This window comes from Acinetobacter sp. YH12069 (assembly GCF_013419675.1).
GTDB classification, from domain to species: Bacteria; Pseudomonadota; Gammaproteobacteria; order Pseudomonadales; family Moraxellaceae; genus Acinetobacter; species Acinetobacter amyesii.
In genome coordinates this window covers 1-25,910 of record NZ_VOZS01000018.1, presented here as the reverse complement: position 1 = coordinate 25,910, position 25,910 = coordinate 1, and the positions used below count along the sequence as shown (strand labels likewise).

Below are 25,910 nucleotides of genomic sequence, written 5' to 3'. Positions count from 1 at the left end.
GTGTCTAAGTCTTATGGTAAATGAATGGTGATATAAGCCTGTTCCGATGGGGCAGTTATGACGTTTTGATATTGTGATAACGCCTGATTATTTTGGCTAGATAACATATATCTCAGTCCACCAAATGCTAATACAGCAAACAAAGCCCAAAAGATAATGATCCAAAAAAATGGTAATTCACGGTGAATAATGTTTTTAATTTGATCCGGCAATGCAGCGAAAGGCGAAAACGCCTTTTTACCTTTCATATAATCAATTTCATCGCCAACACGTGCAACGAGTGAATTGAGCATTTCAATCGATTCAAGGCGGTATTTACCATGAAAACCAAGGAGCATGCAGTAATGATAAACTTCAAGTGCGGCTAAGCGATCTTTATTCTTAGAACGAATTTGCTCTAAATTTTCAAAAAAACGATAACCAGCTAGCTGAGAACCAAAAAGACTTAATTGCAGTGGATTCATCATCCAATTGTTTTGTAAATCAAAAAAGCGAGCATCTTGTTGGGTGACAATGGTTTCATCCAGTAAAGCGCAATAAGCATATTTTGCGTCCGTGATATCTTCATTGCTGAATTGAAGCTTACGAGCTTGGCTTTCAAATCGGTTTAATAGATCCATAATTTTTGTCCTGAAGCTTTCAGGGCTTGATGGAACATATTGATTTTTGAGTAAGAACACGATGTAAAAACCATCATGCAGTAGATCAACTAAATTGGTTGAACTGTTGATTTTCGGTTCAGCACTTGGTTTTGAAGAGCCTAATCCAATTTGACCGTCGTCAAAAAGTGAAGGGGCATTATTTGAAATATTCATGATTGCTCCTTAACCATTCATCACTGCAATAAGTTCAATCGAGATATCTTGGAAGCCAGCTGGTATGTAAACGCAGATGGATTCAGAATCAAGCATACGTTGATACAAATCATTATTTGGCTCAACTTCAAAATAACTCACACCTGAACGTACCGGAATTGCTGTTGGCACTTGCATCATATGTTGCAATGGAACAGCAGGTAATGCCGCCATGACACGCTGTTCAACATCAACGGTATTACCGACTTTAAAGCGCAGCGGTACATAAGAAATAATGTCATGTGTAGGCATCACACTACTTGAAACAGCTAAATACAGGCGAGAATCGCGAGTAATTTTGTCACTTTCAAGGCTGCCCACCCAGTAGGATTGACGCGTTTCTTTCAAGTTAATACTGATATATCGATTTGAAATAATCGTATCGAGCAACTCACGTAAAATCACATCTAATTGAGCAAAACTTTCTTGCAAATTATGATGTTGATACTGTGGGAGTTGATCTACTTCATAAGCTGTAGAGAAGGTGAGTAAAGAACCTGTCAGACGTAATAATTCAAAATATAAACGTTCAGGATGAATCAGTGGATATTGCAATAAATGATTTAAGGTCGCATGCGCAGTATTCAGCGCATTAACCAACCAAAATGAAACGATATCACCAGAACGGAATTCAATTAACTTTTGTTCGTTTTCACGATTATTCGATTGAATGGTTTTAATTTTAGCTTTGATAATATTGAGCGTTCGTTTAAGCCCGGTAATCAGTGAATCACACGAACTAATATGTAATATTGGTGGGATAAATTGATAATCTAAAACAAAATTACCTGAACTTTGGCGCTTAATTCGGCCTATAGGCATGTAAAGAAAACCATCAAGATTGTGCTGTGGTTCTTGGCCTAATTCAAAGATTTTGAACTCTGCACGGCGGCGTAATAAAGTGATTTCAGCAGCCGTTGCATCTGTAAACAAATCATGAGTTTCAGTCAAATGTGAATGATAGCGACTCGATTGGGTATTTTCTTCAAAATTGACGTTTCGTTTATTCGGTTGAACGATTGGTAATGCTAAATAAATTTGCATTTCACCGCGTAAATTTAATGAATCAAGTAGTACAGGCTCAGGTAATAAGTCTTGTGCAGGTGCTTGATAAATCTCGCCATCTTGCCAAATCATTTCAACTTTATTCAAAGCTAATGTGTTGGTACTGAGTTGCGATTCATCAAAAATTAAACTTTGAATACCATAAGCGAACGGTATCGTTGCGCGAACCGTATGGTTTAAACGCTGTTCATGATAAGCATCTTGTAATTGAAAGTGTTGTGGGCGTAAAAATAATCCTTCACCCCATAAAATTTTTTCTGCTTTAAACATTGTTTTTACCAGTCGCTATTCGATTCATTACTTTGTTGCTGAACACCTAACATTTCTTGTACAGCTTCAAGAGGGTTTTCATCCTTAATCACATGAGTTAACCATTCATGCAGTGGCATTTGTGACCATTTAATGGTTTTTTGCAGCATATAACTGACAGGGCTATGCGGCTCATTCACTTGGAAATAGTCCGCAATATCTTGCAAGACTTTCATGGCTTGTTCACGGTTTTCAAGATGATTTTGCACTTGAGGTTTAAATTGCTGTGTATGCTGTTGTTGTATTATTTGCATATCATTCTGCACGGAAGTTACAGTGGAAAGTGTTTGGCTTTCAATTGGAGAATTTGATTGAACCTGTTCAGCGCTCGATGAATTGATAAAAGCATCTGCTTTATAGATTTTTTTCAAGCTCAAGTGAATCATATCGATTTGAGAGTCAATGCCAGCAAAGCTTGGCGCATCTAAACCCATCAAATCATCAAGAGTCGTTTTTAAGTTTTCCCAATGGTTTAAAATATCTAAAAACTGTTGGTAATACTGGTATTGAATTGATTTTGACGTATTGAACAAGGCATGTTCAAACTGTTCCATACCATTAAAAGACTCTTCTAGATCATCATCTTCATGGTTGGATTTACGTCTTTGGTTTTGAACATGAAGTAGTCGATCATAGTCGGATAGGGAATAAGCTGCCGCGCCATGAACGATTGAAACTGATTTAATTAATGTTGGGATTTGATTAATTATCCCTTGTAATAAACCTAGACGTTGATCAAGGTCATCATCTTCAATTTCAGGATGAAGCTGCAGCCAAAAGTCTTGCAAACTTTTTTGTGTAAGTTCAATCCCTTTGGCAATCCCTTCAAAACCATGAATGTGAGTCCACGCTTCAAGCAACCAACCATATAAGCGAATATCTTTAGTTTGTTCGCGAAGTAGATCTGACGATTTTTGGTGCACAAAGCCCCAATCTGCTTGTTTCGGTTCTGCGATCCAGTCGCCTTGATCCAAGAGCGGGTCATCTTGTGTTTTAGCTTTTTTAATTGCATGAAAATCATTGGAAAATGAAAAATCACTACCGCAAGGTAAATCATCCGTAATCGGTTGCAATAAAGCGTCGAGCTCTAAACTCATATTCTACATCGTTCCTAGCTTATGCTTCTAAGGTTTTAGTCTTTTTGCTGCTGCGTTTTTTCGCAGGTTTACTTTTAGGATCTAAAACATAAATAATTTCATCGTCTTTGACATCGATTTCAATGACCGATGGAATCTTTTGCTCACTCATTGCCATGAGTAATTCAGTGGCTAAAGCAGGCAAGACCGTCGCATTTAAAATGTTATCGACATTACGCGCACCACTATCGACCTCAGTACAGCGACTTAATAATAATTCGACTAAATCATCGGTATAACGTGTTTGCGTACCATATTGTTTTTCAATACGCGCGGTGATTTTGCCTAATTTATGCTGAATAATGCGTACGAGCAGATCATCGTGCAATGGGAAATACGGCACAATACGCATACGACCTAAAAATGCCGGCTTAAATTGTTTATATAAAGCTGGTTTTAATACATCTAGAAGTTCTTCTGCTGACGGCCATTCTTCTACTGGCTGATTTAAACAAGCCTGCATAATGGCACTAGAGCCAGTATTTGAAGTCAGCAGGATAGTGGTATTTTTAAAGTCAATAACACGACCTTCACCATCTTCCAAAGTACCTTTATCGAATACTTGGTAGAATAGCTCTTGAACATCGCTGTGTGCTTTTTCAATCTCATCGAGTAAAACCACACTATATGGGTTACGGCGAACTGCTTCTGTCAGTACGCCACCTTGGCCATAACCGACATAACCTGGAGGAGCACCTTTTAAAGACGACACGGTATGTGCTTCTTGATATTCAGACATGTTAATGGTGATTAAATGAGACTCACCACCATATAACTCGTTTGCTAACGCAAGTGCAGTTTCGGTTTTACCCACACCACTTGGGCCAACCAGCATGAAAACGCCTTGAGGTTTATTTGGATCTTCCAATTTTGCCTTGGAGGTTTTAATGCCTTGTACCAGTTGATGCAGTGCATAATCTTGACCCATCACACGTTGTTCTAACTGTGCTTCAAGCTTCAAAATTTGCTGAATTTCATCATTAACCATTTTCCCAACAGGGATACCGGTCCAGTCTGAAATGATTTCATTAATAATTTGTGCATTCACACGCTCAAAAACAAGCGGCGTTTGACCTTGTAACGTTGCCAATTGGTTACGAATATTGCTTAAAGTTTCAATATTTTCTGGTTTTTGCTCGGACTCTTGTTCAAGTGTTTTAATCTGTTGAATGATTTCGAGTTCTTTTTTCCACTGCGTTTCTGTTGACTGAATTTCTTGTTCAAGCGCGGATATTTGTGTTTTTACACTTTCAATGCGTTCGTGGTGAATCGGAATATTCTTATGTTCATTTTCAAGAATCGCCAATTCAAGCTTCAAATTATGTAATTGAGCTTGAAGTTGATCCAATTTTACTGGTTGTGCATTTTGCGTTAACGCAACACGCGCAGAAGCTGTATCTAAGACACTTATCGCTTTATCAGGCAATTGACGGCCAGTGATATAACGGTGCGAAGCATGGACTGCAGTAACGATAGCTTCATCGTCAATTTGTAAATTGAAATGTTTTGCCATCACGGGAATCATGGCACGCAGCATATCGATTGCGACTTCTTCAGTCGGTTCTTCAACCTGAATTACTTGGAAGCGTCGGCTTAATGCGGCATCTTTTTCAAAATACTGCTTATATTCAGCCCATGTGGTTGCGGCAATGGTTCTTAACTCACCACGTGCAAGCGCCGGTTTTAACAGGTTTGCTGCATCATTTTGACCTGCTTGACCACCCGCACCAATCAACGTGTGTGCTTCATCAATAAATAAAATGATTGGATGTGCAGAGGCTTGAACTTCATGAATGACTTGTTTTAAGCGATTTTCGAATTCACCTTTAACACTGGCGCCCGCTTGTAGTAAGCCCATATCTAAAGTATGAATGCTGACGTTTTTTAAAGCATCTGGAACTTGGTTGGTTGCGATTTTTAATGCCAGACCTTCAACAACGGCCGTTTTACCAACACCAGGCTCACCCGTTAAAATCGGATTGTTTTGACGACGACGCATCAAAATATCGAGCATTAAGCGGATTTCAAACTCACGACCAATCACAGGATCAATGCCACCATTTTTAGCTTTTTCAGTAAGATTAATGGTGTATTGGTCTAGAGCAGGTGTTTTAACTGGCGTAGTTGCATTCGTTTGTGCTGCTGATTTTTCATCTGGTGATGCAGTTGCTAAATCTTCATTTTCAATGCTCTTTAGGCAAAGATCTAAAAATTTATGTTTAATCGTATCGATAGGTAATAAATCGAAAAGAGAAGAAGCTCTTGCTGCAATTTGGTATAAATCTGGCGCGGTAAGGAGCGCAACAAGTAAATGACCACTACGAATTTGTGGATCTTGTTCAGCAGATGCTAATAACCAAGCTTGTTCAAGTAAGCGCACAATGGATTGGGCAAAAATAGGAGTGCGCGTATTTCCTTTTGGAAGTTGAGCAATACTTTCTTTGAGGTCATCTGCCAAACCATCTGCAGAAACTTTGTATTTTTCTAAGAGTATTTGAAGGTCATTTTTATTGTTATAGGTTAATAATTCGAGTAAAAAATGTTCAATTTCGATTTCATAATTTTGCTGTGAAATACATGTATTGGCTGACTTTTCGAGTGAAATGCGGGCGTGAGGTGAAAGTTTAGTAATTAAAACTTTTAAATTATTCATAAATAACTCATCAAATTTAGAATCCACAGTACAAAATTTTACAAGTTTGACTGTGATCTCTTTTTTCTTGCTATAAAAATAAAAACTTTAAAATCAACACCTTATATATTATTAGTGTCTTGCTTTAGGCGATATAATACAGACTAAATAAAAAAAGGAAAAAGATTTTTTTATAAAATGAAACAAAAAAAAACAAATAGTCAACAAACTTTGGAGTATTTGGCACATTTTTGTATTGACTCTATGTGCTTATTTTTTGTTAAATCTGCAGCATATTTTTAATTTTGATAAATGAAGAGAAAACCCGCGGGAAAATAAGTGGTGATTTCTCCACATAAATTAAGTTTTAGCACGTAGAAATACAGAGGCAATTTTGAATAAATTTAGTGTTTTATTACCTATAATTTTAGCAGCCAGTTTAACACAAACCGTTTTTGCAAAAGATAAAGCGGCATCTGTGAAAAAATCCTGTTTAAAGGATTATCCACTGGCAGTAGGTGATACAGATCCAGAGATTATTGGTTTTTATAATCAGTTATGTGACAAAAAAAATAAGAAAAATGAGAACTTAAAAAATGAAATTTTTGTAGATATTGCCAAAAAATATCAAGCCAATGGTTACAATTTAAAAGCATTGCAAGCGGTCAATCTGCTGCGAGAAAAGAACTATCAGTCGCCTGAACTTACTGATGTTACTTTTTTAGCAGGTATCGCTATTTCTTATAATGCGCTGAATCATATGCGGAGTAATGAAAATCGTACTCTAGATGAACAGACCTATTCTCCTGCCAAAGTGTTGTCGGATAATATTCGTTATATTCAGCCGACGATTGATAAATCTACGTCTGCTGCAGCAGATGTTCGTGAAAAAAGTACAGAATCTTCGAGCAATGTGAAACCTAAACAGACAACACCAGCTAAAAAACGAACCAATACAGCGTCTACCAAGTCTAAACAAACGACTACAGCAGCAAGCAAAAAGAAAACTACCACGACAGCAAAAACGCAGACTACAGCGAAAAAACCTGCTGCCAGTGGTTCACCTTTCGATACATTAAAAAATAAATAACAAGGAAAAGCACTCATGGCAAAACGTGAAAGTGTACAGAAAAAACTTCAACGAATTCGTCCTCCTCGTGTTCAATTGACTTACGATGTTGAAGTTGGCGACGGTAAAGAAATTAAAGAATTACCATTCGTTGTAGGGGTGTTAGGTGATTTCTCAGCGGCATCTGAAGTAGAGAAAACCAAATTAAAAGACAAGAAATTCATTAATGTTGATTTAGATAATATTGATGAAGTCATGGAGTCTTTAGCACCACGTGCTAATTTTCAAGTTGAAAATACCTTGACTGAAGACGGTGGAAAAATGTCGGTAGATCTTACATTTAAGAGCATGGCCGATTTTACTCCCGAGCAAGTTGTGCAACAGGTTGATCCACTACAAAAGTTAGTTGCTGCGCGTGAGCGTCTGTCTGACTTGCGTAATAAAATTTCAAATAATGAACGCCTAGAAGATTTATTGGATGAAGTGTTACATAACACTGATCAAATTCGTAAGTTGAGCGTGGAGGCAGAAAATGAGTAATTATAATACTGCAACTGCTGCAAACCTTGAAGCAACCGAAGAATATTCACTTTTAGATTCAATTGTCGAACAAAGTCGTATCGCGCGTACAGATCAAGAACATGATCGTGCAAAAAGTTTGATTGGTGAACTTGCTAAAGAAGTCATGGCAGGTACCATTACCGTTTCAGACAATATGACTTTATCAATTGATAAGCGTATTGCTGAAATTGATGCGTTGATTTCATCTCAGTTAAGTAAAATCATGCACCATGCTGAATTTCAAAAAATTGAATCGACATGGCGTGGTTTGTATTATTTCTGCCAAGAAACACCTTCAAATTCTTTAACAAAAATTCGTATGTTAAATACGACGAAAAAAGAGCTGATTAAAGATTTCCAAGGTGCGACCGATTTTGACCAAAGCACATTGTTCAAAAAAATCTATGAAGAAGAATATGGATCATTCGGTGGTGCACCTTATGCAACATTGATTGGTGACTTTGAGTTTGACCGTACACCTTCTGATATGTATTTGCTTGAGCAAATTTCACATGTCGCGGCGGCTGCACATGCACCGTTTATTTCGGCTGCTAGCCCGAATATGTTGGGACTAGAGTCTTTTACTGATATTGATCGTCCGCGTGATGTATCTAAAATCTTTGAAACAGCAGAATATGTACAATGGCGTTCATTCCGTGAAAGTGACGATGCACGATATGTTGCATTGACAATGCCACGTGTATTGGGTCGTTTGCCATATGATCCAAAAGAAGGCATTGCCACTGAAGGATTTAACTTCGTTGAAGAAGTTTCAGGTGAAAATCATAATGAATATTTATGGATGAACGCGGCTTATGCCTTTGGTACGCGTTTAACCAATGCATTTGATATGCATGGTTGGTGTGCTGCGATTCGTGGTGTAGAAGGTGGTGGTTTAGTTGAAGGCTTGCCTGTCCATACGTTCAAAACCAATGATGGCGAAGTGGTCTTTAAATGCCCAACTGAAATTGCCATTACTGACCGTCGTGAAAAAGAACTGAGTGACCTTGGTTTTATTCCGTTGGTACACTGCAAAAATACGGATTATGCAGCATTTTTCGGTGCGCAATCGACGCAAAAACCTAAAAAATATGATAGCGATACAGCAAATGCCAACTCTGCATTGTCTAGCCAGATCCAATACATCATGGCAGTTTCACGTATTGCACATTATTTAAAAGCAATGATGCGTGACAAAGTGGGTAGTTTTGCATCAGCGGGTAATGTTGAGACCTTCTTAAATGAATGGTTGTCGCAATATGTATTACTTGATGATGGTGCATCTCAAGAAGCTAAAGCTCAGTATCCATTGCGTGAAGCTTCTGTAAAAGTTGTAGAAAATCCAGCTTTGCCTGGTCACTACAAATCTGTGGTTTTCTTAAGACCACATTTCCAGTTGGATGAGTTGTCTGTTTCATTACGACTTGTGACCGAGTTACCTCAGTCCTCAAATTAATTTTGGGTCAACACTATAATAACTTTAAATAAATAGGTATTCAGAACAATGAAAGATATATACATTCAATTTCGTGGTAAGTACAAAGTAGACGGCGAATCTCGTGATGCAGAGCACAAGAGTTGGTTAGAAGTTAACTCTTGGACGCATAACATCCGTCAACCTAAATCTGCGACTTCTTCAAGTGTGGGTGGTCACACTGCAGAACGTGTAGAACATTCTGACATGGTTTTTGTTAAAGATTTAGATGCGACAAGCCCTAAACTTTGGGAAGCATGTTCAGCAGGTTATACATTTGATGAAGTTCAAATTGATTTTTACCGTGCGAATGGCGACAAACGCATTAAATATCTTCAAATCAAACTGAAACATGTGTTGGTTTCTAGCGTGACACCAACTGTAAATGATGAAGGTGTTCCACACGAATCATTTGGTTTGAAATATGCTGCAGTAGAGTGGACATATAACCAACAAGATATTAACGGTACTGCGAAAGGTGCTGTTACTAAGAAGTGGTCATTATCTAACAACACTGCTTCATACGCAGCGTAATAGATGGATTCAGATAGAGGCTTACTTGGGTAGCCTCTATTTTCATTTTTTTAAATATTTATAACAAGATATGAATCTCGATCAGCTTTATCCTTATGGTTTTAGAACGACTTTATTTGACCGCTTATTACCAGCAGATGATCAGCAGACTCAAGGTCTGTCTTTGCAAGAACTTCGTGAATCTGTTGCTTCCGATTTAGAGGATCTCCTCAATAGTCGGGTGGCAAAGTTAGATGAACTGATTGATGACTTTCCATTAGCAAAAAAGTCTATTTTGCAATTTGGTATTATCGATTTTGTGGGCTTATCGACAGCAAATCCATCGGATCGCGACAAAATTTGCCAGTCAATTGAGCAATCGATTGCTGCACATGAACCGCGTTTAAAACAGATTCGAGTCGAAATGCTCATGGATGGCCATAATATGGGGGCACTATGTTTAAGTATTCAGGCATATTTAAATATTCATCCTTTATACGAACCAGTTATTTTTGATGCCTTATTAAAACCAACAACACAACAATATGTTATTTCTCCAAGAGCTTAATGAAGTGGGTTATCTGTGATTGAAGAGCTGTTACCGTATTACGAAAAACAACTACAGGAATTTGGACAACAGTCCCGTGAGTTTGCCAGTAAATACCCCAAAATCGCCCAGCGTTTGTCTTTAAACCAAGAACAAATAGATGACCCGCATATTGAGCGTTTAATTCAAGCCTTTTCTTTAATTTCTGCACGGATTGATAAAAAACTTGCAGATAGTTATGACGTTTTTACCCGTTCAATTTTTGAGGTGATGTTTCCTCAATATTTAAAACCATTTCCTGCATGTTCTGTGGTGAGCTTCGAAGATATAAATAAAATTAAGCAATTAACAGATCTACACGTTATTCCAAAGGCGACCAGTCTAAAAGCCAAAAGTACGCGTGGTGTTCAATGTGAATATCAGACGGTACAAGAAGTCACATTATTACCGATTCAATTAAAACAGCTCAATTTCAAAACTCATCCATCGGCACATATGCATTTAAATCAAAATGCCACATTGAGCTTAGGATTTGAAATTTTTTCGAATAAGCACGCTTTACTCAAAAATGAAACTTTGCCGATCTTTTTAGACGCTATTTCTAATTTTCCTTTGCAGGTTTTAGATAGTATTTTTAAATCGACTACAAGTTTTTCGATTCGTGTGGGGCAGCACATTTTTGATATTGCCAATCCATTTGAAATTATGGGCTTTGATGAAGTTCAAAGTGTTCTACCTATCGATCAACATACGCATCATGCATATCGTTTACTGATGGAATATTTTTGTGTTCCTGAAAAATTCAATTTTTTAAATCTAAATCTAGATTTCATTAAGTTTTTAAGTTTAGAACATAGTGAATTTGATGTTCAAATGCACTTTAAACTCAATTTAAATGATCAAGCAGCGATTCGAAATTATTCTGAATTAAATGCTGCAAATTTTAAATTGTTTGCTACACCAATTGTTAATCTTTTCAATAAACAAGCAGAGCCGCAAAAGATTAATCATAAGCGAATGGAATATCCATTGGTGACAGATGCACACTATCCTGAATATTTTCAAGCCTATAGCATTTTAAAAATGAATATGGTGCGTGAAAAAAGTAACCAAGATGAAGTGTATTATCCGGTACTGCCTTTTTTTGCAATGAGTCATTATCATCAGGATAAAGTCCAGTTTTTTTATAGTTTAAATCCGCAGCAGATGAAGAATAAACATCAGGAATTAAACTATTCAATCATATCTCGTGCTTTAGACCCACATAGCACTCAGTCCGATTTTATTAGTACTGAACTACTATGTAGTAATCGTGAGTTACCTTACGAAAGTTATAATAAAGATCAAAATGCATTAACTCTGAATGATAGTAATTTGGCACGTCGTGCTCTGATGCTCAAACGACCGTCGTTACCGTATTATTTTGAGCAAAATAAACAAGAACAGTGGCGGGTCATTTCACATTTATCTTTGAATAATATGTCTTTAATGAAAGGCGATGCGGTCTCTCATATTAAAGAACTTTTGGAATTGTATAATTTACCTAAATCGAAAGAAAACCAAATTATTATCGACTCCATAAAAAATATTCAGTTTTCTACCACGCAGAAACTTGTGGATAGTAAACCGTTTCCATTATTTGTCAGAGGTTTAAAAGTTCAGCTATACATTGATGCAGATATCTTTAGAGGACATAGCCTGTATATATATAGTCAATTGCTAGCACATATCTTTAACTTAAAAGTCAATATGAACAGCTTTGTCGATGTCTCGGTTTTTGATGCAAATAGTCAACAGGAGTTATACCAATGCGTGCAGAACGTTGGTGGCAAGAAAGCTCTGTAATTGACGGACTTTTTCAAGAACCGAAAGCTTACGAGTTTGTACAAGCCACTCGTTTGTTAAGACATACACCTTATGGCGCGGCTCAAGTTCACTGGGCAAATGACTTTGAGTTTAATAGTTCACTTAATCTGAACTTCCCGAACACTGAAATTGAAAGTTTAGAGTTCAACGATGAGAAAGTTGAACTGACAAATTTAATGGTAGGTTTAACGGGTATTCAAGGTGCATTACCTTATAGTTATACCAATAAGATTAAGCTCAGCGGGCGACATCAGCGACACGAAACTCAAAAGTTTTTAGGGCTGTTTAATCATAAATTAACAGCACATTATGTTGATGCCAGTTTAAATTATCATTTACCTATTCGTTATGAAATCGAGCAGGATAATCACTATCTTGATATTTTACATGCATTAAATGGTTATATCCGTAGCCAGCATGATCAGCCTGATTTAGATGATTATTTTGCAGAGTTTTCAGGTTTAATGCAGGGACAAAACAATACAGCGTATGCATTAAAAACCATGCTGAACTGTATCTTTAAGCAGAATTTTGATATTCGAGAATTTATCCCTGAAACTTTTGTATTTGAAGAAGATCAGAGAACATGTTTAGGTGGATCTCAGCCGAGCTTATTGGGGCTGAATACTTTTTGTGGTGAGAAGATTCAACAGATTGACGAAAAAATTGAAATCGTGATTGGACCTTTAAATCATGAAGATTATTTAACATTTTTACCGAATCAGGCACGCAGCCTAAAATTAAAACAAATGATTCAAACTTGGTGCAGTCCAACATTAATGGTGGATGTGCGCTTAATTTTACAAAAAGAAGAAATAAAACCGGTGTGTTTAAATTCTTTGAGCGGAATTGGTTTAGCTCAGGGAGCATTTTTACAGCCGAATAAACAGGTCGATAATACAGAAACCTGTTATGCCTTAATGGGGAATTTATAATAATGCTGAAATTAATAATTGGTACCTTTAGTACGCTTTTTGTTTTGTGTACTGCTTTCGTGATTTTTTACTGGCGAGATACAGGCTATGACCCGACGGCTTTCGATTTAGTCACATACTTTTTACTTCTTCCTTTAGCTTTATGTGCAATTATTTTGTCGCCTTATTTGATTTATAAAGGCATTCAACATCAAAAAGAAAAAAAACTTGAAGCTGAAAAACGTGCAGAAGAACAAGCTGAGCAACAACAACTTGAGGCCATTGAACAAGCAAAACCTAAGCCTATTGATGTACAGCAATTTCGTTTAAATGTTTATTCTTCAGCGGCTTGGCATAGTTTTGGTGAAAACGAACAAATCATCCAAGATATTCAGCAATTCAAAAGTCCTGAACTCGATGATAAGTTATTTAATGCATACGGTTTGCCTGTTCTTTCATTTCGAATCAAAGATTTAGATGAACTTACTAGTGAAGAAGCAGATGATGAATATAGTGCCATCACCATGCGTGAAAAACGAATCCAGTCACTTATTCAGCAACAACTAGAGCAACACGTTGAAAGTCTATTTTTAATTGCTGAGCATCTGAAGCAATCAGCACTCTTTTATGATAGTGAATTGGCATATCAGTACCGTATGCATCCGGGTTGGGTGGATTCAGATTATACGCAAGATGAACATCCAGAACATTTGGCGAACAATGCACAGCAAGTTTCACGTTTAAATCGTTTAAATGTCCATATTTTGCTTGCTGATAATTTGATTCATCAATGGAATGATGATTATGCCCAAATTATTCAGCAGTATCTATCTGACGGATTTTCGATCATTCCCGAACAAATTCATATCGAGCCACATTTTATCGGCACTCAAGTCGCTTATTCAGAATGGTTAACCATTTTAGAAATGATTTCAAAACAAAAGTCTGAAGTCAGTTTGATTCTCAATGCTGACTCTGAAATCGATCAAGAATGGATTGATGAAAAGATGTGGCTACAAGAAAAATACATTGCTGCAGAGTTTACATCGAGTTGGTGTTTGGCTGCTTCAGACGTTCAAGTTCGAGGCTTAATTCCAAATAAAGTGCTACAAGTGGTGGCACATGAACCTGAGTTGAAACGTCATTTAGAGCTTCAAGCACTGAATAATTTAGATCAGTATGATCAAGAACAACCCTTTTTATTGATGTTAGATGATGCTACAGATATGAAAGTGGTGAAAACATTACAGCATAAATTTAATGAAACCGCGATTGAAACCTATCATTTTTTATATACAAAACAGAATCTTGGAAATACCCAGCAATTGGCAAAAATTTTTGGATTCATGTTGGGTATGCACTTGCCAGAAGAGTTAACTGCCATGATTTATAGCACAGACCAAGAATCGACATTTGCTTTTATTCAAACATTTTCAGTCGAAGATGAACTTGAACAAGAAACTGTTTAATTAGAATTAAGACGAAATTGAGAACATTGTGAACACACTATTTTATACGATCCTCGGTTATGTTTGGCAGTACGTCACCAATCCTAAAGCGATGGTGGCTTTGTCATTTTTTGTAGCTATTGTGGCTATGCATAATTCGATTCCGCAAAAGACTTTTTACATTGTGGTTGCTGTTTATATTCTCGGATTAATTCTGTGGGGTATTTATGAGTTAGTACAACATTATCGTCATAAACAGCAAGGCGAAGAGCTTGCTGAGGCAATTGCCAAAGATAATGAAGCTGAATACGGTAAACAAAAAAATAAAGAAGAACTTGCGCTGATCAATCAGCAAATGAAAGACTCGATTCAACTTATCCGTAAATCAAAACTCGGCGACAAAAAGGGGAATGCAGCCCTATATGAATTACCTTGGTACATGGTGATTGGTAACCCAGCAGCGGGTAAAAGTTCAGCGATTTATAATTCTGGTCTTAGATTTCCATTTGAAGAAACTCATCAGAAAATGGTGTCGGCAGGTCTAAGTGGTACTCGTAACTGCGATTGGTTTTTCTCTACAGATGGGGTGTTACTCGATACTGCAGGTCGATATTCAGTTTATGCCGAAGACCATTCTGAATGGTTAGGTTTCTTAAATATTCTCAAAAAAAACCGTTCTAAAGCACCAATTAACGGTTTAATCGTGATTGTTTCTGTGGCGGAGCTTGTTAGTCAAAGTCCTGAAAAATCAATCAAATTAGCCAAAAACTTACGCGCACGTATACAGGATTTGACGGAACGTTTAGAAATTTTTGCGCCAGTGTATATCGTTTTTTCAAAAATGGATTTGATTGCTGGCTTTACTGAATTTTTTGATTGTTATGATAAGGATGAATTTGATCAAGTTTGGGGTGCAACACTGCCTTATGATCCAGACTCATCCGAACATGCTGTTGAGATGTTCGAAAAGCATTATTCAATTTTATATGATGGTTTGAAGAGCGTCAGTACGACACACTTGAGTCGTCGTCATTCGCAAAATATCTCTCCAAGTGTAATGACATTTCCGCTAGAGTTTAAAAGCTTAAAGCCAGTGCTAAAAACTTTTATTGGTACGTTGTTTCAAGACAACCCTTATCAGTTTAAACCGGTATTCCGTGGTTTCTATTTCACCAGTGCGTTGCAAGAAGGTGTGATTGAAAGTCCAATGACCGAACAAATTGCTGAAGATTTTCATTTGGTGAAAAGTACGGATAGTGAGTTTGGCATTCCGACAAATTCTGTTTCGCAAGATCATGGTTATTTCTTAAAAGGACTCTTTTCAACCGTCATTTTAAAAGATAAAAATCTGGTTAAACAACATATCAATCCTGCACGTAAGCGTCAGCGTTTTATGGCATTTATTGCTGCATTATTATTGGTTGCTGTGGTGCTTGGATTATGGGTTTGGTCGTATCGTAATAACCAACAACTCGTGGCTGAAGTTCAGGCAGACCTAGACAAAGTTGTACAAATGGAAAGCCGTAGCGGAAGTGAGCTTTCGACTCAATTGGATGCATTGCTGATATTACAAGGGCATTTACAGCAGCTCGATCATTTTGATGAAGATCGTCCTTTGAAATATAGCTTTGGTTTATACCAAGGGAATAAAATTCGTGAAAAACTCAAAGTTGAGTATTTACGAGGTATTCAACAAATTGTATTGGCACCATCTCAGCAAAATATGGCGCAGTACTTACAGCGCGTTAAAGCCAATGAAGCGACGTTGAAAGAAAATCACGTCAATGTGCAAATCACTCAAGCTGTGAAATCAAATCAGCCCTATTTAGAACCATCGGATACTAATCCTCAGGATGCCTACAATGCACTGAAGGCGTATTTGATGATGAGCAATCATAAATATATGGAATCGAGCCATTTGAGTGACCAAGTTACTCGTTTCTGGCGTTCATGGTTAGATTCAAATCGTGGTCAAATGCCACGTGGGGAAATGATTCAAAAAGCAGAACAAGTTTTATCTTATGCGATGACTTTAGCTGCTGATCCTGCGTTCCCGCAAATGGAATCTGATCCTTTATTGGTTGATCAAACACGTCAATTATTGACGGCTGTTACCATGGGTATTCCTGCACGCGACCGCGTTTATAATGAAATTAAAATGCGTGGTTCGGTACGTTTCCCTGCGGTGACAGTGAAGCAAATATTAGGTGAAACAGGCCAAAACAGCATGTTGGGTAGTTATGCCTTGCCGGGTATTTTTACTTACCAAGCTTGGAATGATTATGTAAAAGATGCGATTAACCAAGCTGCGAATAATCCGACGGATACTCAAGATTGGGTACTCAATACCAATCGCTCTGATGACCTGACGTTTAGTGGTAGTCCAGACCAGATCAGTAAACAGTTAACCGAACTTTATAAGCAGGAATATATCGCTGAATGGCGTAAATTCTTAAATGCAGTACATTATGGCAAGGGTGCTGATGTTGCTCAGCAGTCACGTTTTATCGATATTTTAGGTGAACCTGAAAATTCGCCAATTCGTAAAGTGGTCGACCGTATAGCGAAAGAAACCAGCTGGGATAATCCAATTGTTCAAGCAGAACTGGCTGCACCTCAGAAAGGCTTTATTGCGTGGTTTAAACGTAAAGTTCTCAGCCGTGATGATGCGCAGCAGGCACAGCAAGTTGCTTCTAAAGCCGGTCAAGGTGTTATCGCAAAAGAGTTTGATGTGTTCTATCAACTGGTTCGTAAACGTGATGATCAGCAAAACAAATCTATTTTAGATGAATACATGCTGTCTTTGAGTCAAGTACGTAGTAAGTTCAATGATTTGAAGAGTGGCGGTGACATGGGGCCTGCAAGCATGACATTGGTGAAACAAACCATCAATGATCAAAGCTCTGTCTTTAATAGCACGCAAAAATTTGTGGATGAAAAAATGTCTGTGGGTCTGAATGAATTAGATCAACAGTTGATTCAAAAACTCTTTATGCAGCCGGTGACTCAGTCATTTGAAGTTCTTTTGATTCCAGCTCAAAACGAAATTAATAAGTTGTGGGCAATGCAGGCGTATCAACCATTTACAACCAATCTTGCACCTAAATATCCATTTAATAGCAATGCTACTTTACAAGCGACCAGTAATGAAATTAGCCAAATTTTTGGTGAAAACGGAAGTATCGCTCGCTTTGTAAAAGAATATTTAGATCCATTGGTGATTCGTCGTGGCTATACCTTAACCACGAAAACATGGAAAGATTTGGGCATTGGTTTAAATCCACAATTCGTAGCGAATTTCCAACGCTATGTTGCGCCAAGTAATGGCGTTGCTACAGGGGAATTGAGTCAAGCAGCACCTGCGGCAACCAATCAATCGAACTTCCAGTTCTTCCCATTAGAAAACACACAGTTACTTTCATATACCATTGATATTGATGGTCAGCGTATGGTGTATGAAAACGGTGTTCAGCAATGGGTGAACTTCGTTTGGCCAAATAAAGGGGCAATTCCGGGTGCACGTATTACTGCAATTGACTTGGAAGGTCAAACGCATACGATTTTTGATGAGCCGGGTGAATATGGTATTAACCGATTGGTTGAAGGCGCTCAGCGTACACAAAATGGTAATTCATTTGAAATGGTGTGGCGTAGCAAACAAAATCCAAAAGTGTTTGTAAAAGTGAACTTCCGTTTAATTAGTGGTAACGCATCTGGCCCAACTACAGGTTCAGGCTATTCAGGTATGACTCTTGTTGATCAAGTGGTGACGAATAAAGGTGTTCGTGTCGTCGCAGCGCAAACGATGCCTGCAGGACAAGCGCCTGTAGCGCCAGCGACTTCACCGATGAGTGTTGTACAAGGAACAGCAACACCATGATGATGAATTTAAAAATGAGAGCGGTGGCATTCGTGCAAAAGAACAAGGAGTGTGACGATGTATGAAGTGAGAACGACACCGCTGTATTATGGAAAATGTCCAGCTCGTGGTGACTTCTTAAAGAGCCGTGAACAATATTCACTGATTCAGTTAATCGATCAGTGGATCACGGAGGCGCTTGAGTTCGCTATGCGTTCAGACAATTTTAATGCAGCGTATAACTCACTGCCTTCATTAGATTTCTTTATTGCCAGTCCAAAAGATAAGCGTTTTTTGGTTGCCAATTTGATTAGCAGTGAAGACAGTTCAAAGCGTCAATTTCCAATGGTGCTGGCTCATCTGCTAGAAATCGATGATCCTTTCGATAATATTTTGTATGCACCTTATCGTTATAAACAAACCTTAATTGACTTATATCAGCGTAACCGAGTGATGCGTTCTATTCGCGATCCCGATATTTTGCTCGATAAATTAGGCAAACTGAATAACGAAATTCAAGTGTTCGGGACAGAAGAAACCTCTTCTTTTTATGAGCATCATACGTTGCATTCATTTGCACGTTTATTGAATTTTACGCCTTATCAGTTGGCGCAAAGCATGATTGGTCTCGGTTTGCTGCTACAACCGATTATTCATCAGGGTACGTCTCGGTTGAATAAAGTGTTGATCTTACCGATCAATAATATTAGTTACTGTTATGAAATTGCGGCTTTTTGGGTCAATTTAATTAGTCGCTTTGTCGAAAACCAAGATGCTGAGTTACTCATTGGCATCCTACACAGTGATTCGCCAGTTTTACTGTTTGGTTTTCAAGGTGCTGATATTACTGCACTCAATGATGTTTTTACCCAAAATATGCAAAGTGATCATTGGGTTTCCTTGATTGATGCCAGTTGGATTGATCCTTATCTTGAACAAAATGCAGGCTTAGCCGTATTGGAACAGTCTTTGAGTGAGCGTCAGATCAGCCTTATTCATGGCATTAAACTTTTTAGACAGACTTTTATAGAAGAATAATGATGCAAAGAATCTTACCAATGTTGCCCAAATTTCTTGCGAGTGTGTGCATTTTAGGTTGTTCGACTTTGCTTTGGGCAGAGCCTATTGTGATTGAAGGCGCTGTACCGAATGAAGCAACCAAGCAAGAAATATTAAATAAAGCCTATTTGACCTATGGTCAGGCAAATGTGGTTGATAAAATTCAGGTTCGAGCGGTTACTGCACCCAATGGTTGGGGCAATAGCGTAAGCCAAATGATTAATGATGACTTAAAAAAAGTAAAACAGGGAAAACTCTCTGTTCGCGGAACGCAAGTCGATTTAAGTGGCAAGATGTCGAATCAAAACGATATCCAACCCACGACCACCAAGTTTCAGTCTTTGGTCACAGCACCTTTTCGTTTCAATGCACAGCTTTCTGTCAATCAGGCTGAACAGGCAATTATTAATGCGGCTTTACGTAATCGTATTATTGAATTTGAATCGGGCAGTGCTATTTTAGCGCCATCTGGGGTACAGATCTTAGATGAAATGGTTGTCGCACTGAATCGCGTCGGTGGGAAAAAAGTACGAATTATTGGTCACACAGACAGCTCGGGGAATCCTGAGAAAAACTTAAGTTTAAGCCAAGATCGTGCTAATGCAGTTAAAAACTACCTGATTTCAAAAAATATTGCAGCGGCGAACTTAAGTACTGAAGGGATGGGCTCAAATAAGCCTGTAGCAGACAATGCTACGCCTGAAGGTCGTAAGAAAAACCGTCGTATTGAGTTTGAAGTGCTGTAACTATTTCAACTTAACTGCAACGGCTAATGCAATGAATGAACCCAGTGTATCTAGACTGGGTTTTTTTATGCCAATTGACTCAGTCGATTATTTGATAACTGAAAACGACATTTTTAAAGCAGCAGTGTTATAACTAAATAAGACTATATTTTGAATAGGGCTAAAGCTTTAATTTTTGCATTTTATACCACTAAAGCATTCATATTTTGAGCAATAAAACAGTGGATTCTAAAATCAATTAAGGTTAAAACATAAGAATCAGTTTTGGATATGCGTTTCATATCTACTGCTTTAACCTTGTCGATAAAGAACAATCACTTTTGACATGGTGCAAAGTTTTAAAAAATCTGCAGGACAGTGTGGAAAAACAACAACTCAATATGGATGAATGTGGGAGCAAAGAATGCTTGGTAATATGATGTTTAAACCGCTTTTGATTAGTAGCATGATTGAACATGCGGGTCGCTATCATGCGGATAGTTTAGTAATTTCAAAAAATACAGACACGACGATTACGAAAACCACTTGGGGTGATGTCCATAAAAATTCAAAACGATTTGCCAATGTTCTTGCATCACTCGGTTTAAATTTAGGGGATCGTGTTGCGACCATCGCTTGGAATAACCACCGTCATTTAGAGTCTTGGTACGCTATTTCAGGTAGCGGCTATGTTTGTCACACCATTAATCCGCGTTTATTTCCAGAACAATTAATTTTTATCATCAATGATGCCGCAGACCGCGTGATGTTATTTGATAAAACCTTTTTGCCGTTAATCAAAGCAGTAAAACCACTATTAAAATCTGTTGAACATTTTATTTGTTTAGATGCACCAGATGCAGCAATTGTCGAAGCGGTGCCAGATGTTAAATTTTATGATGAACTTATTGCGGGACAATCTGCAGACTATACATGGCCAGAATTAGATGAATTATCGGCTAGTTCTTTATGTTATACCTCGGGTACCACAGGCAATCCGAAAGGCGTGTTGTATAGCCATCGTTCAACAGTCTTACACAGTTATGCGATTTGTATGCCGGATTCATTAAATATCTCAGCGCGAGATATTATGATGCCTGTTGTGCCGATGTTCCATGTCAATGCATGGGGTACGCCATATGCTGCGGCTATGGTAGGTTGCACTTTAGTGCTACCAGGCCCAGGTTTAGATGGTGCGAGCCTGACGCAAATGATTGATGATTATAAAGTATCTGTTGCATTGGGTGTTCCAACGATTTGGCAGGGATTAATCAATGCTGCGCAGCAAGCGGGTAGTCAGCTCCAAAGTTTAGTGCGTAATGTGGTTGGTGGATCTGCTTGCCCACCTGCGATGTTAAAAGTGTTTAAAGAACAATTTAACTGCGAAACGATTCATGCTTGGGGAATGACCGAAACCAGTCCATTAGGTTCTTCAAACCAGTTTAAAGCCAAACATTTGTTATTATCTGAAGAAGAACAATTACAAGTGCGTTTGTCACAAGGTCGTCCACCATTTGGGGTCGATTTACGTATTACCGATGAAGAAAGCGGTACATATGAAGTTGCACGTGATGGTGAAACGACAGGTAATTTACAAATCCAAGGGCATTGGATTATTGGCAATTACTTTGGCAAAACAGAGTCCGCATTAACCTCAGATGGTTGGTTTGATACCGGGGATATTGCTACGCTGAATGAAGATGGTTTCTTAAAAATCAGTGACCGTTCAAAAGATTTGATCAAATCGGGCGGCGAATGGATTTCTTCTGTTGAGTTAGAAAATTTGGCTATGGGACATCCTAAAATTGCAATGGCGGCTGTGATTGCAGCGAGCCATCCGAAATGGGATGAGCGTCCTGTACTAATTGCGATTAAAAAGCCAGATGTCGATTTATCTGATACAGAAATTTTGGATTATTATGCAGATAAAGTCGCTAAATGGCAGGTGCCAGATAAAGTGATTTTCGTGGATGCTATTCCATTGAGCGGAACAGGTAAAATGCTGAAAAAAGATCTACGTGAGCAATTTGGTGCTGTATTACTAGGAAGCTAACTTAATGTAAGTCACTAACTAAATACTGGTAAAGAGCAAAACGCAAAGGTGACATGCCTTTGCGTTTTTTATAAAAACTTAAATTTTGATACATACCAAGCTCTTAATATTAGGTTTTTAAATAAATTTTTTTCAACGAATTTATAACCAAGTTCAATGAATAATCTGGCCGTGTTGGGTCGCATTCAATTCAATAAAAGCGTAAATTGATGAGGCATCCACCGTTAAACCACCTTTCTTATGTTTCCAGTTTGGATCTTATTCACTTTAATGGCTGCTTTTATGCAGTCATGGCGCAATGCATTTCAAAAGCAACTCAGTACCACTGTTGATGTGTATGGTGTCACCCTTGCACGGTTTATTTTTGGGCTCCCATTTGCCTGCATTTATTTGTTCGTGTTGTACCAACAACAGCCTGTGACTCAGGTAACCACATTTACACCTATGTTTTGGGTTTATGTGGTGATTGCAGGACTAAGTCAAATTTTAGCGACGATTTTGATGGTCTTGCTTTTTAAACAAAAGAATTATGCCATCGGTGTCGGTTTAGCGAAAAGTGAAGCCATCTTTGCGGCCATAGTGGGGGTGATTTTCTTAAGTGAACATTTAAGTTTATTTGGTTGGATTGGTGTTTTGGTTGGTGGCATAGCCGTTTTTCTTTTAAGCAAGGGTTCTCAACGACAAAAATTATCTCTGCCAACGTTATGCATTGGTGTAGGGAGTGGATTAAGTTTTGCTATTACCTCTTTATTGGTTCGTGAAGCCAGTTTAGAGCTAAGTGATTTACCGACTTTGCATCGTGCGGCGTGGGTACTGTTGAGTGTAATTGGCTTTCAATGTGTGATTATGCTGCTGTACCTCAGTCTATTTAGCCGCAAAACGCTCATTGCCATGTGGGAGAGAGTCGGTCTGACCTTTCGCGTTAGTGTCTGTAGCTTTCTAGCGTCCTTGGGCTGGTTTACTGCCATGAGCATGCAAACGGTTGCGATTGTCAAAACCCTAGGTCAAATCGAAATCTTATTTAGCCTCTTAATCTCTGCCTATTTCTTTAAGGAAAAACTCGCAAGAACCGATCATTGGGGATTAGCCCTTGTGGTGATTGCGGCCATTATGGTGATTTGGGCTTAATCTGTGCTTTAAACAGTCATGAAGGCAAATAGAGGCCGAATTTAAGTCAGTTTTTCGAATATATTTTTAATTAAAATATGGGAAAAATTAATGTTTACTAAGATATTTATCATGGAATTGTTTATGATTTAAAGGATGACTAAACTTTGAACATGATTGAAAATGCTCAAGTTGTTCAATTTATATATTTATTTTTCGAATTTTAGCGTTAAATTTTTTTATTATTTTTTATTTATATTGCCAATATAAACAATGTATTGATGGGAGGGCTTAAATTTGGAAATACTCATACAAACATTATCCTTCCCAGCATTGTTAACTATTTTAGCTTCGGCTTTAGGCTGTGGATTGCTCATCGGTTTGGAGCGTCAACGTAACAACAATTTGGACCGTGAACAGAGTTTTGCTGGTTTACGCTCATTTACCATTTGTGCGTTGTTTGGAGCATTGTGTTTTTTAATACATTTAGCTGTTGGTGTGATCGGTGCAATTGTCGTCAGTATGTTTAGCTATTATGGATTAAGTCAACAAAAACAAGATATTGGAACAACCACTGAACTTGCTTTTGTAATGACTTATTTGATCGGTGCCGCTTGTGTTTTTAATATTCCACTTGCTGCCTGTTTGGCTGTGGTGTTGACCCTCATATTATTTGGAAAAAAAGGCTTACATCATTTTGCAGCGCATTGGATCAAAGACTATGAGTTAAGAGATGGGGTCTTTTTACTGGCATTGATCCTAATTGCCTTACCTTTAACGCCGAATCAAGCCTATTGGGGTTCAGTATTAAATCCCTATGTGATTTTAAAATTACTGATATTGATCTTGGTGGTGCAGTCATTAGCGCACATCGCCAAGCGGCTTCTATCCTCTGATAAAGCCATTATTTTATCGGCCTTGGCATCAGGTTTTGTGTCGAGCACAGCAACAATCGCAAGCTTAGGTATGGAAGTACGAGCAGGAAAAGCCAGTGCCAAAAGTAATGCAGGGGCAGGACTTTTTTCATGTGTTGCGACATTGGTTCAACTCTTGATCATCGTACTTGGGGTGAGTTTTGCATGGTTTAAAATATTAGTTATACCAAGTATCGTCGGCATCTTGATATTAGTCCTTGCTGCGCTATATCTGATTTATGGCTCATCTCAAGTTCAGCATAATAAAGAGACAGAACCCGAAAAACTTTGTGTAGAAGCGAATGAACCAGCGCCGTTAGAAAATACCGATAGTCGAATGTTTAGCTTAAAACAGGCGGCAATCATTGCCATCACGCTCACTTTGATCCAAGCACTTGTGTATGGATTAAATCTCGCTTTAGGTGATAAAGGCTTAATTTTAGGGACATTATTAGCATCACTCTTTGAAGTCCATGCAGCTATGGCAACCGTTGTGATGCAAGGTAATATCGATAATTTGACACTGGTTTATGCTGTGGTGATTGGATTATCAGCCCATGCAATTTCAAAATGTGTGAATGCATTTCTCACAGGTGGATGGAAATATTTTCTATATTTTGCACCAACACAGTTACTTCACATGCTGTGCCTAATCGCGGTTTTGTTATTCAGTTTAAGATAATCAGAGGCAATTAACTGCGCCATATTATTCATGACGCAATTGCATTAATTTTGCTTTTATTTGTGGCCAACTGGTTGAAATCCAACATACAAGCGAACCTAACGTCACCAAAATGGCACCATGCCAAAAACTTAAACTCAGTGGTGTCTGTAATATAAACATTGAAATAACCGAAGAAAAAATCGGACTAAAATACGATAAAGTCACCAATATCGTAATATTGCCTTTAATAATACCTACATTCCACGCTGCATAACCCAAAGCGGTTACAATGGACACGGTCAACATATACATACCGGTATGTAAGTCTACGGCAGGCATTCGCGGAATACCGTGAAATATCAACATTTTTAGCCATAGCATAATCGTGATCACGACGAAAAAGAATGAAATAGGGTTATGTCCAAGACTGTATTTACGTGTAATCACACAGTAGAGTGACCATAAACTCGCTCCCATAAAAGCAAGAAAATAGCTTAATGGATTGGACTGAATGTTCGTAAAGACTGTAGACCAGTTAAAACTTCCATTACCCGTTTGGATCAAAATGATGCCACCCAAACAAATGGCTAAACCAATGATTACGAAAAAGTTAAATTTTAATTCTTTAAATAAGATTAACGCGGCAATTGTCAGACTCGGCCATAAATAATTGACTAAACTGATTTCAATCGCTTGTTGAGCAGTTTGAGCCAAAGCAATGGCATACGAAAAACACAACTCATAAATCACAAATAAAAGGGTGGCGTATATCAAAAATTGGCGCGGAACCAGTTTAAGGTTTGGAATTTTAAATAAGAGCAATAGAATAATTGCGCTCAAGGTATACATAAAGAGCACAGCAAGATCAGGGCCAATACTGAAACTAATTTTCTTAAGTAAACCAACAATAGAAGACCATTGTAAGATTGCACTGAATCCAATCAGCGTTGCAAGATTTTTGGACATGATTGCTCGAAGATTTCGCAAATGGCGAATGAATTTTTAATTTTTATTATAGGATCTGTTGACATTTGTTGATTAAAAAAATAGCGAGATAGTAAAATTAAATCGCCAAACCCAATTTTACACTCGCTATGCCTCGAACAATGCTAAATGATCAACACTGGTCCAAGTTACTTGC

19 protein-coding genes are annotated in these 25,910 nt (G+C 38.0%); 14 read left to right on the top strand and 5 right to left on the bottom strand.

Features of this window, described 5'->3' with window-relative positions; all coding sequences use genetic code 11:
• Positions 1-11 precede the first annotated feature (11 nt).
• From icmH to tssH, 4 genes are read right to left on the bottom strand one after another with little or no spacing between them, the layout of a single operon-like run.
• Positions 12-815 carry a type IVB secretion system protein IcmH/DotU gene (gene icmH / locus FTU16_RS12890; RefSeq protein WP_111885479.1) on the bottom strand — a complete coding sequence of 268 codons (804 nt, stop codon included), beginning with the start codon at positions 813-815 and terminating at the stop codon, positions 12-14.
• A 9-nt stretch (positions 816-824) separates the two neighbouring features.
• A complete protein-coding gene (gene tssK / locus FTU16_RS12885; RefSeq protein ID WP_078193368.1) occupies positions 825-2,189 on the bottom strand; it encodes a type VI secretion system baseplate subunit TssK in 1,365 nt (454 codons plus the stop codon).
• 5 nt (positions 2,190-2,194) lie between these two features.
• A complete protein-coding gene (tssA, locus tag FTU16_RS12880; protein ID WP_180114219.1) occupies positions 2,195-3,325 on the bottom strand; it encodes a type VI secretion system protein TssA in 1,131 nt (376 codons plus the stop codon).
• Positions 3,326-3,344: 19 nt separating this feature from the next.
• Positions 3,345-6,017, bottom strand: a complete 2,673-nt coding sequence (gene tssH / locus FTU16_RS12875) for a type VI secretion system ATPase TssH (protein ID WP_180163416.1) — start codon at positions 6,015-6,017, stop codon at positions 3,345-3,347.
• A gap of 373 nt (positions 6,018-6,390) precedes the next feature.
• Here tssH and FTU16_RS12870 point away from each other — a divergent pair, with 373 nt between their 5' ends.
• The 14 genes from FTU16_RS12870 to FTU16_RS12805 all read left to right on the top strand — a co-directional run bounded on the left by FTU16_RS12870 (position 6,391) and on the right by FTU16_RS12805 (position 24,787).
• Positions 6,391-7,086: a hypothetical protein gene (locus FTU16_RS12870; protein WP_180064164.1), complete on the top strand. Its 696-nt coding sequence runs from the start codon at positions 6,391-6,393 to the stop codon at positions 7,084-7,086.
• A 15-nt stretch (positions 7,087-7,101) separates the two neighbouring features.
• Positions 7,102-7,605, top strand: coding sequence for a type VI secretion system contractile sheath small subunit (gene tssB / locus FTU16_RS12865; RefSeq protein ID WP_078193364.1), 504 nt, complete (start codon positions 7,102-7,104; stop codon positions 7,603-7,605).
• The gene (gene tssC, locus FTU16_RS12860) at positions 7,598-9,082 is read left to right on the top strand and encodes a type VI secretion system contractile sheath large subunit (RefSeq protein ID WP_180064163.1); all 1,485 of its coding nucleotides are present in this window, start codon (positions 7,598-7,600) and stop codon (positions 9,080-9,082) included. Before tssB ends, tssC begins: the two co-directional genes overlap by 8 nt.
• A 48-nt stretch (positions 9,083-9,130) precedes the next feature.
• Positions 9,131-9,634, top strand: a complete 504-nt coding sequence (locus FTU16_RS12855) for a type VI secretion system tube protein Hcp (RefSeq protein ID WP_078190771.1) — start codon at positions 9,131-9,133, stop codon at positions 9,632-9,634.
• A 70-nt stretch (positions 9,635-9,704) separates the two neighbouring features.
• On the top strand, positions 9,705-10,181 hold the full coding sequence (gene tssE, locus FTU16_RS12850; protein ID WP_180163415.1) for a type VI secretion system baseplate subunit TssE: 477 nt from the start codon (positions 9,705-9,707) through the stop codon (positions 10,179-10,181).
• 15 nt (positions 10,182-10,196) lie between these two features.
• On the top strand, positions 10,197-12,005 hold the full coding sequence (gene tssF, locus FTU16_RS12845; protein WP_180163414.1) for a type VI secretion system baseplate subunit TssF: 1,809 nt from the start codon (positions 10,197-10,199) through the stop codon (positions 12,003-12,005).
• Entirely contained in the window at positions 11,969-12,961 is a 993-nt protein-coding gene (tssG, locus tag FTU16_RS12840) for a type VI secretion system baseplate subunit TssG (RefSeq protein WP_180163413.1), read from the top strand. The genes tssF and tssG overlap by 37 nt, the downstream gene beginning before the upstream one ends.
• A gap of 2 nt (positions 12,962-12,963) precedes the next feature.
• Positions 12,964-14,409: a hypothetical protein gene (locus FTU16_RS12835; RefSeq protein ID WP_180163412.1), complete on the top strand. Its 1,446-nt coding sequence runs from the start codon at positions 12,964-12,966 to the stop codon at positions 14,407-14,409.
• 28 nt (positions 14,410-14,437) lie between these two features.
• A complete protein-coding gene (gene tssM / locus FTU16_RS12830; RefSeq protein ID WP_180008120.1) occupies positions 14,438-18,268 on the top strand; it encodes a type VI secretion system membrane subunit TssM in 3,831 nt (1,276 codons plus the stop codon).
• Between the two features lie 57 nt (positions 18,269-18,325).
• On the top strand, positions 18,326-19,285 hold the full coding sequence (tagF, locus tag FTU16_RS12825) for a type VI secretion system-associated protein TagF (protein ID WP_168379476.1): 960 nt from the start codon (positions 18,326-18,328) through the stop codon (positions 19,283-19,285).
• Between the two features lie 20 nt (positions 19,286-19,305).
• Complete coding sequence (locus tag FTU16_RS12820) at positions 19,306-20,052, top strand: OmpA family protein (protein WP_257221031.1); 747 nt, start codon at positions 19,306-19,308, stop codon at positions 20,050-20,052.
• Between the two features lie 403 nt (positions 20,053-20,455).
• Entirely contained in the window at positions 20,456-22,084 is a 1,629-nt protein-coding gene (locus tag FTU16_RS12815; protein WP_180163411.1) for a long-chain-fatty-acid--CoA ligase, read from the top strand.
• A gap of 240 nt (positions 22,085-22,324) precedes the next feature.
• The gene (locus FTU16_RS12810) at positions 22,325-23,212 is read left to right on the top strand and encodes a DMT family transporter (RefSeq protein WP_180163410.1); all 888 of its coding nucleotides are present in this window, start codon (positions 22,325-22,327) and stop codon (positions 23,210-23,212) included.
• Positions 23,213-23,488: 276 nt separating this feature from the next.
• Positions 23,489-24,787 (top strand): MgtC/SapB family protein, encoded by a 1,299-nt coding sequence (locus FTU16_RS12805; RefSeq protein ID WP_180163409.1) that lies wholly within the window; start codon positions 23,489-23,491, stop codon positions 24,785-24,787.
• Positions 24,788-24,811: 24 nt separating this feature from the next.
• Here the strand turns inward: FTU16_RS12805 and yddG are convergent, their stop codons facing one another.
• The gene (gene yddG, locus FTU16_RS12800; RefSeq protein WP_180163408.1) at positions 24,812-25,735 is read right to left on the bottom strand and encodes an aromatic amino acid DMT transporter YddG; all 924 of its coding nucleotides are present in this window, start codon (positions 25,733-25,735) and stop codon (positions 24,812-24,814) included.
• Positions 25,736-25,910 lie beyond the last annotated feature (175 nt).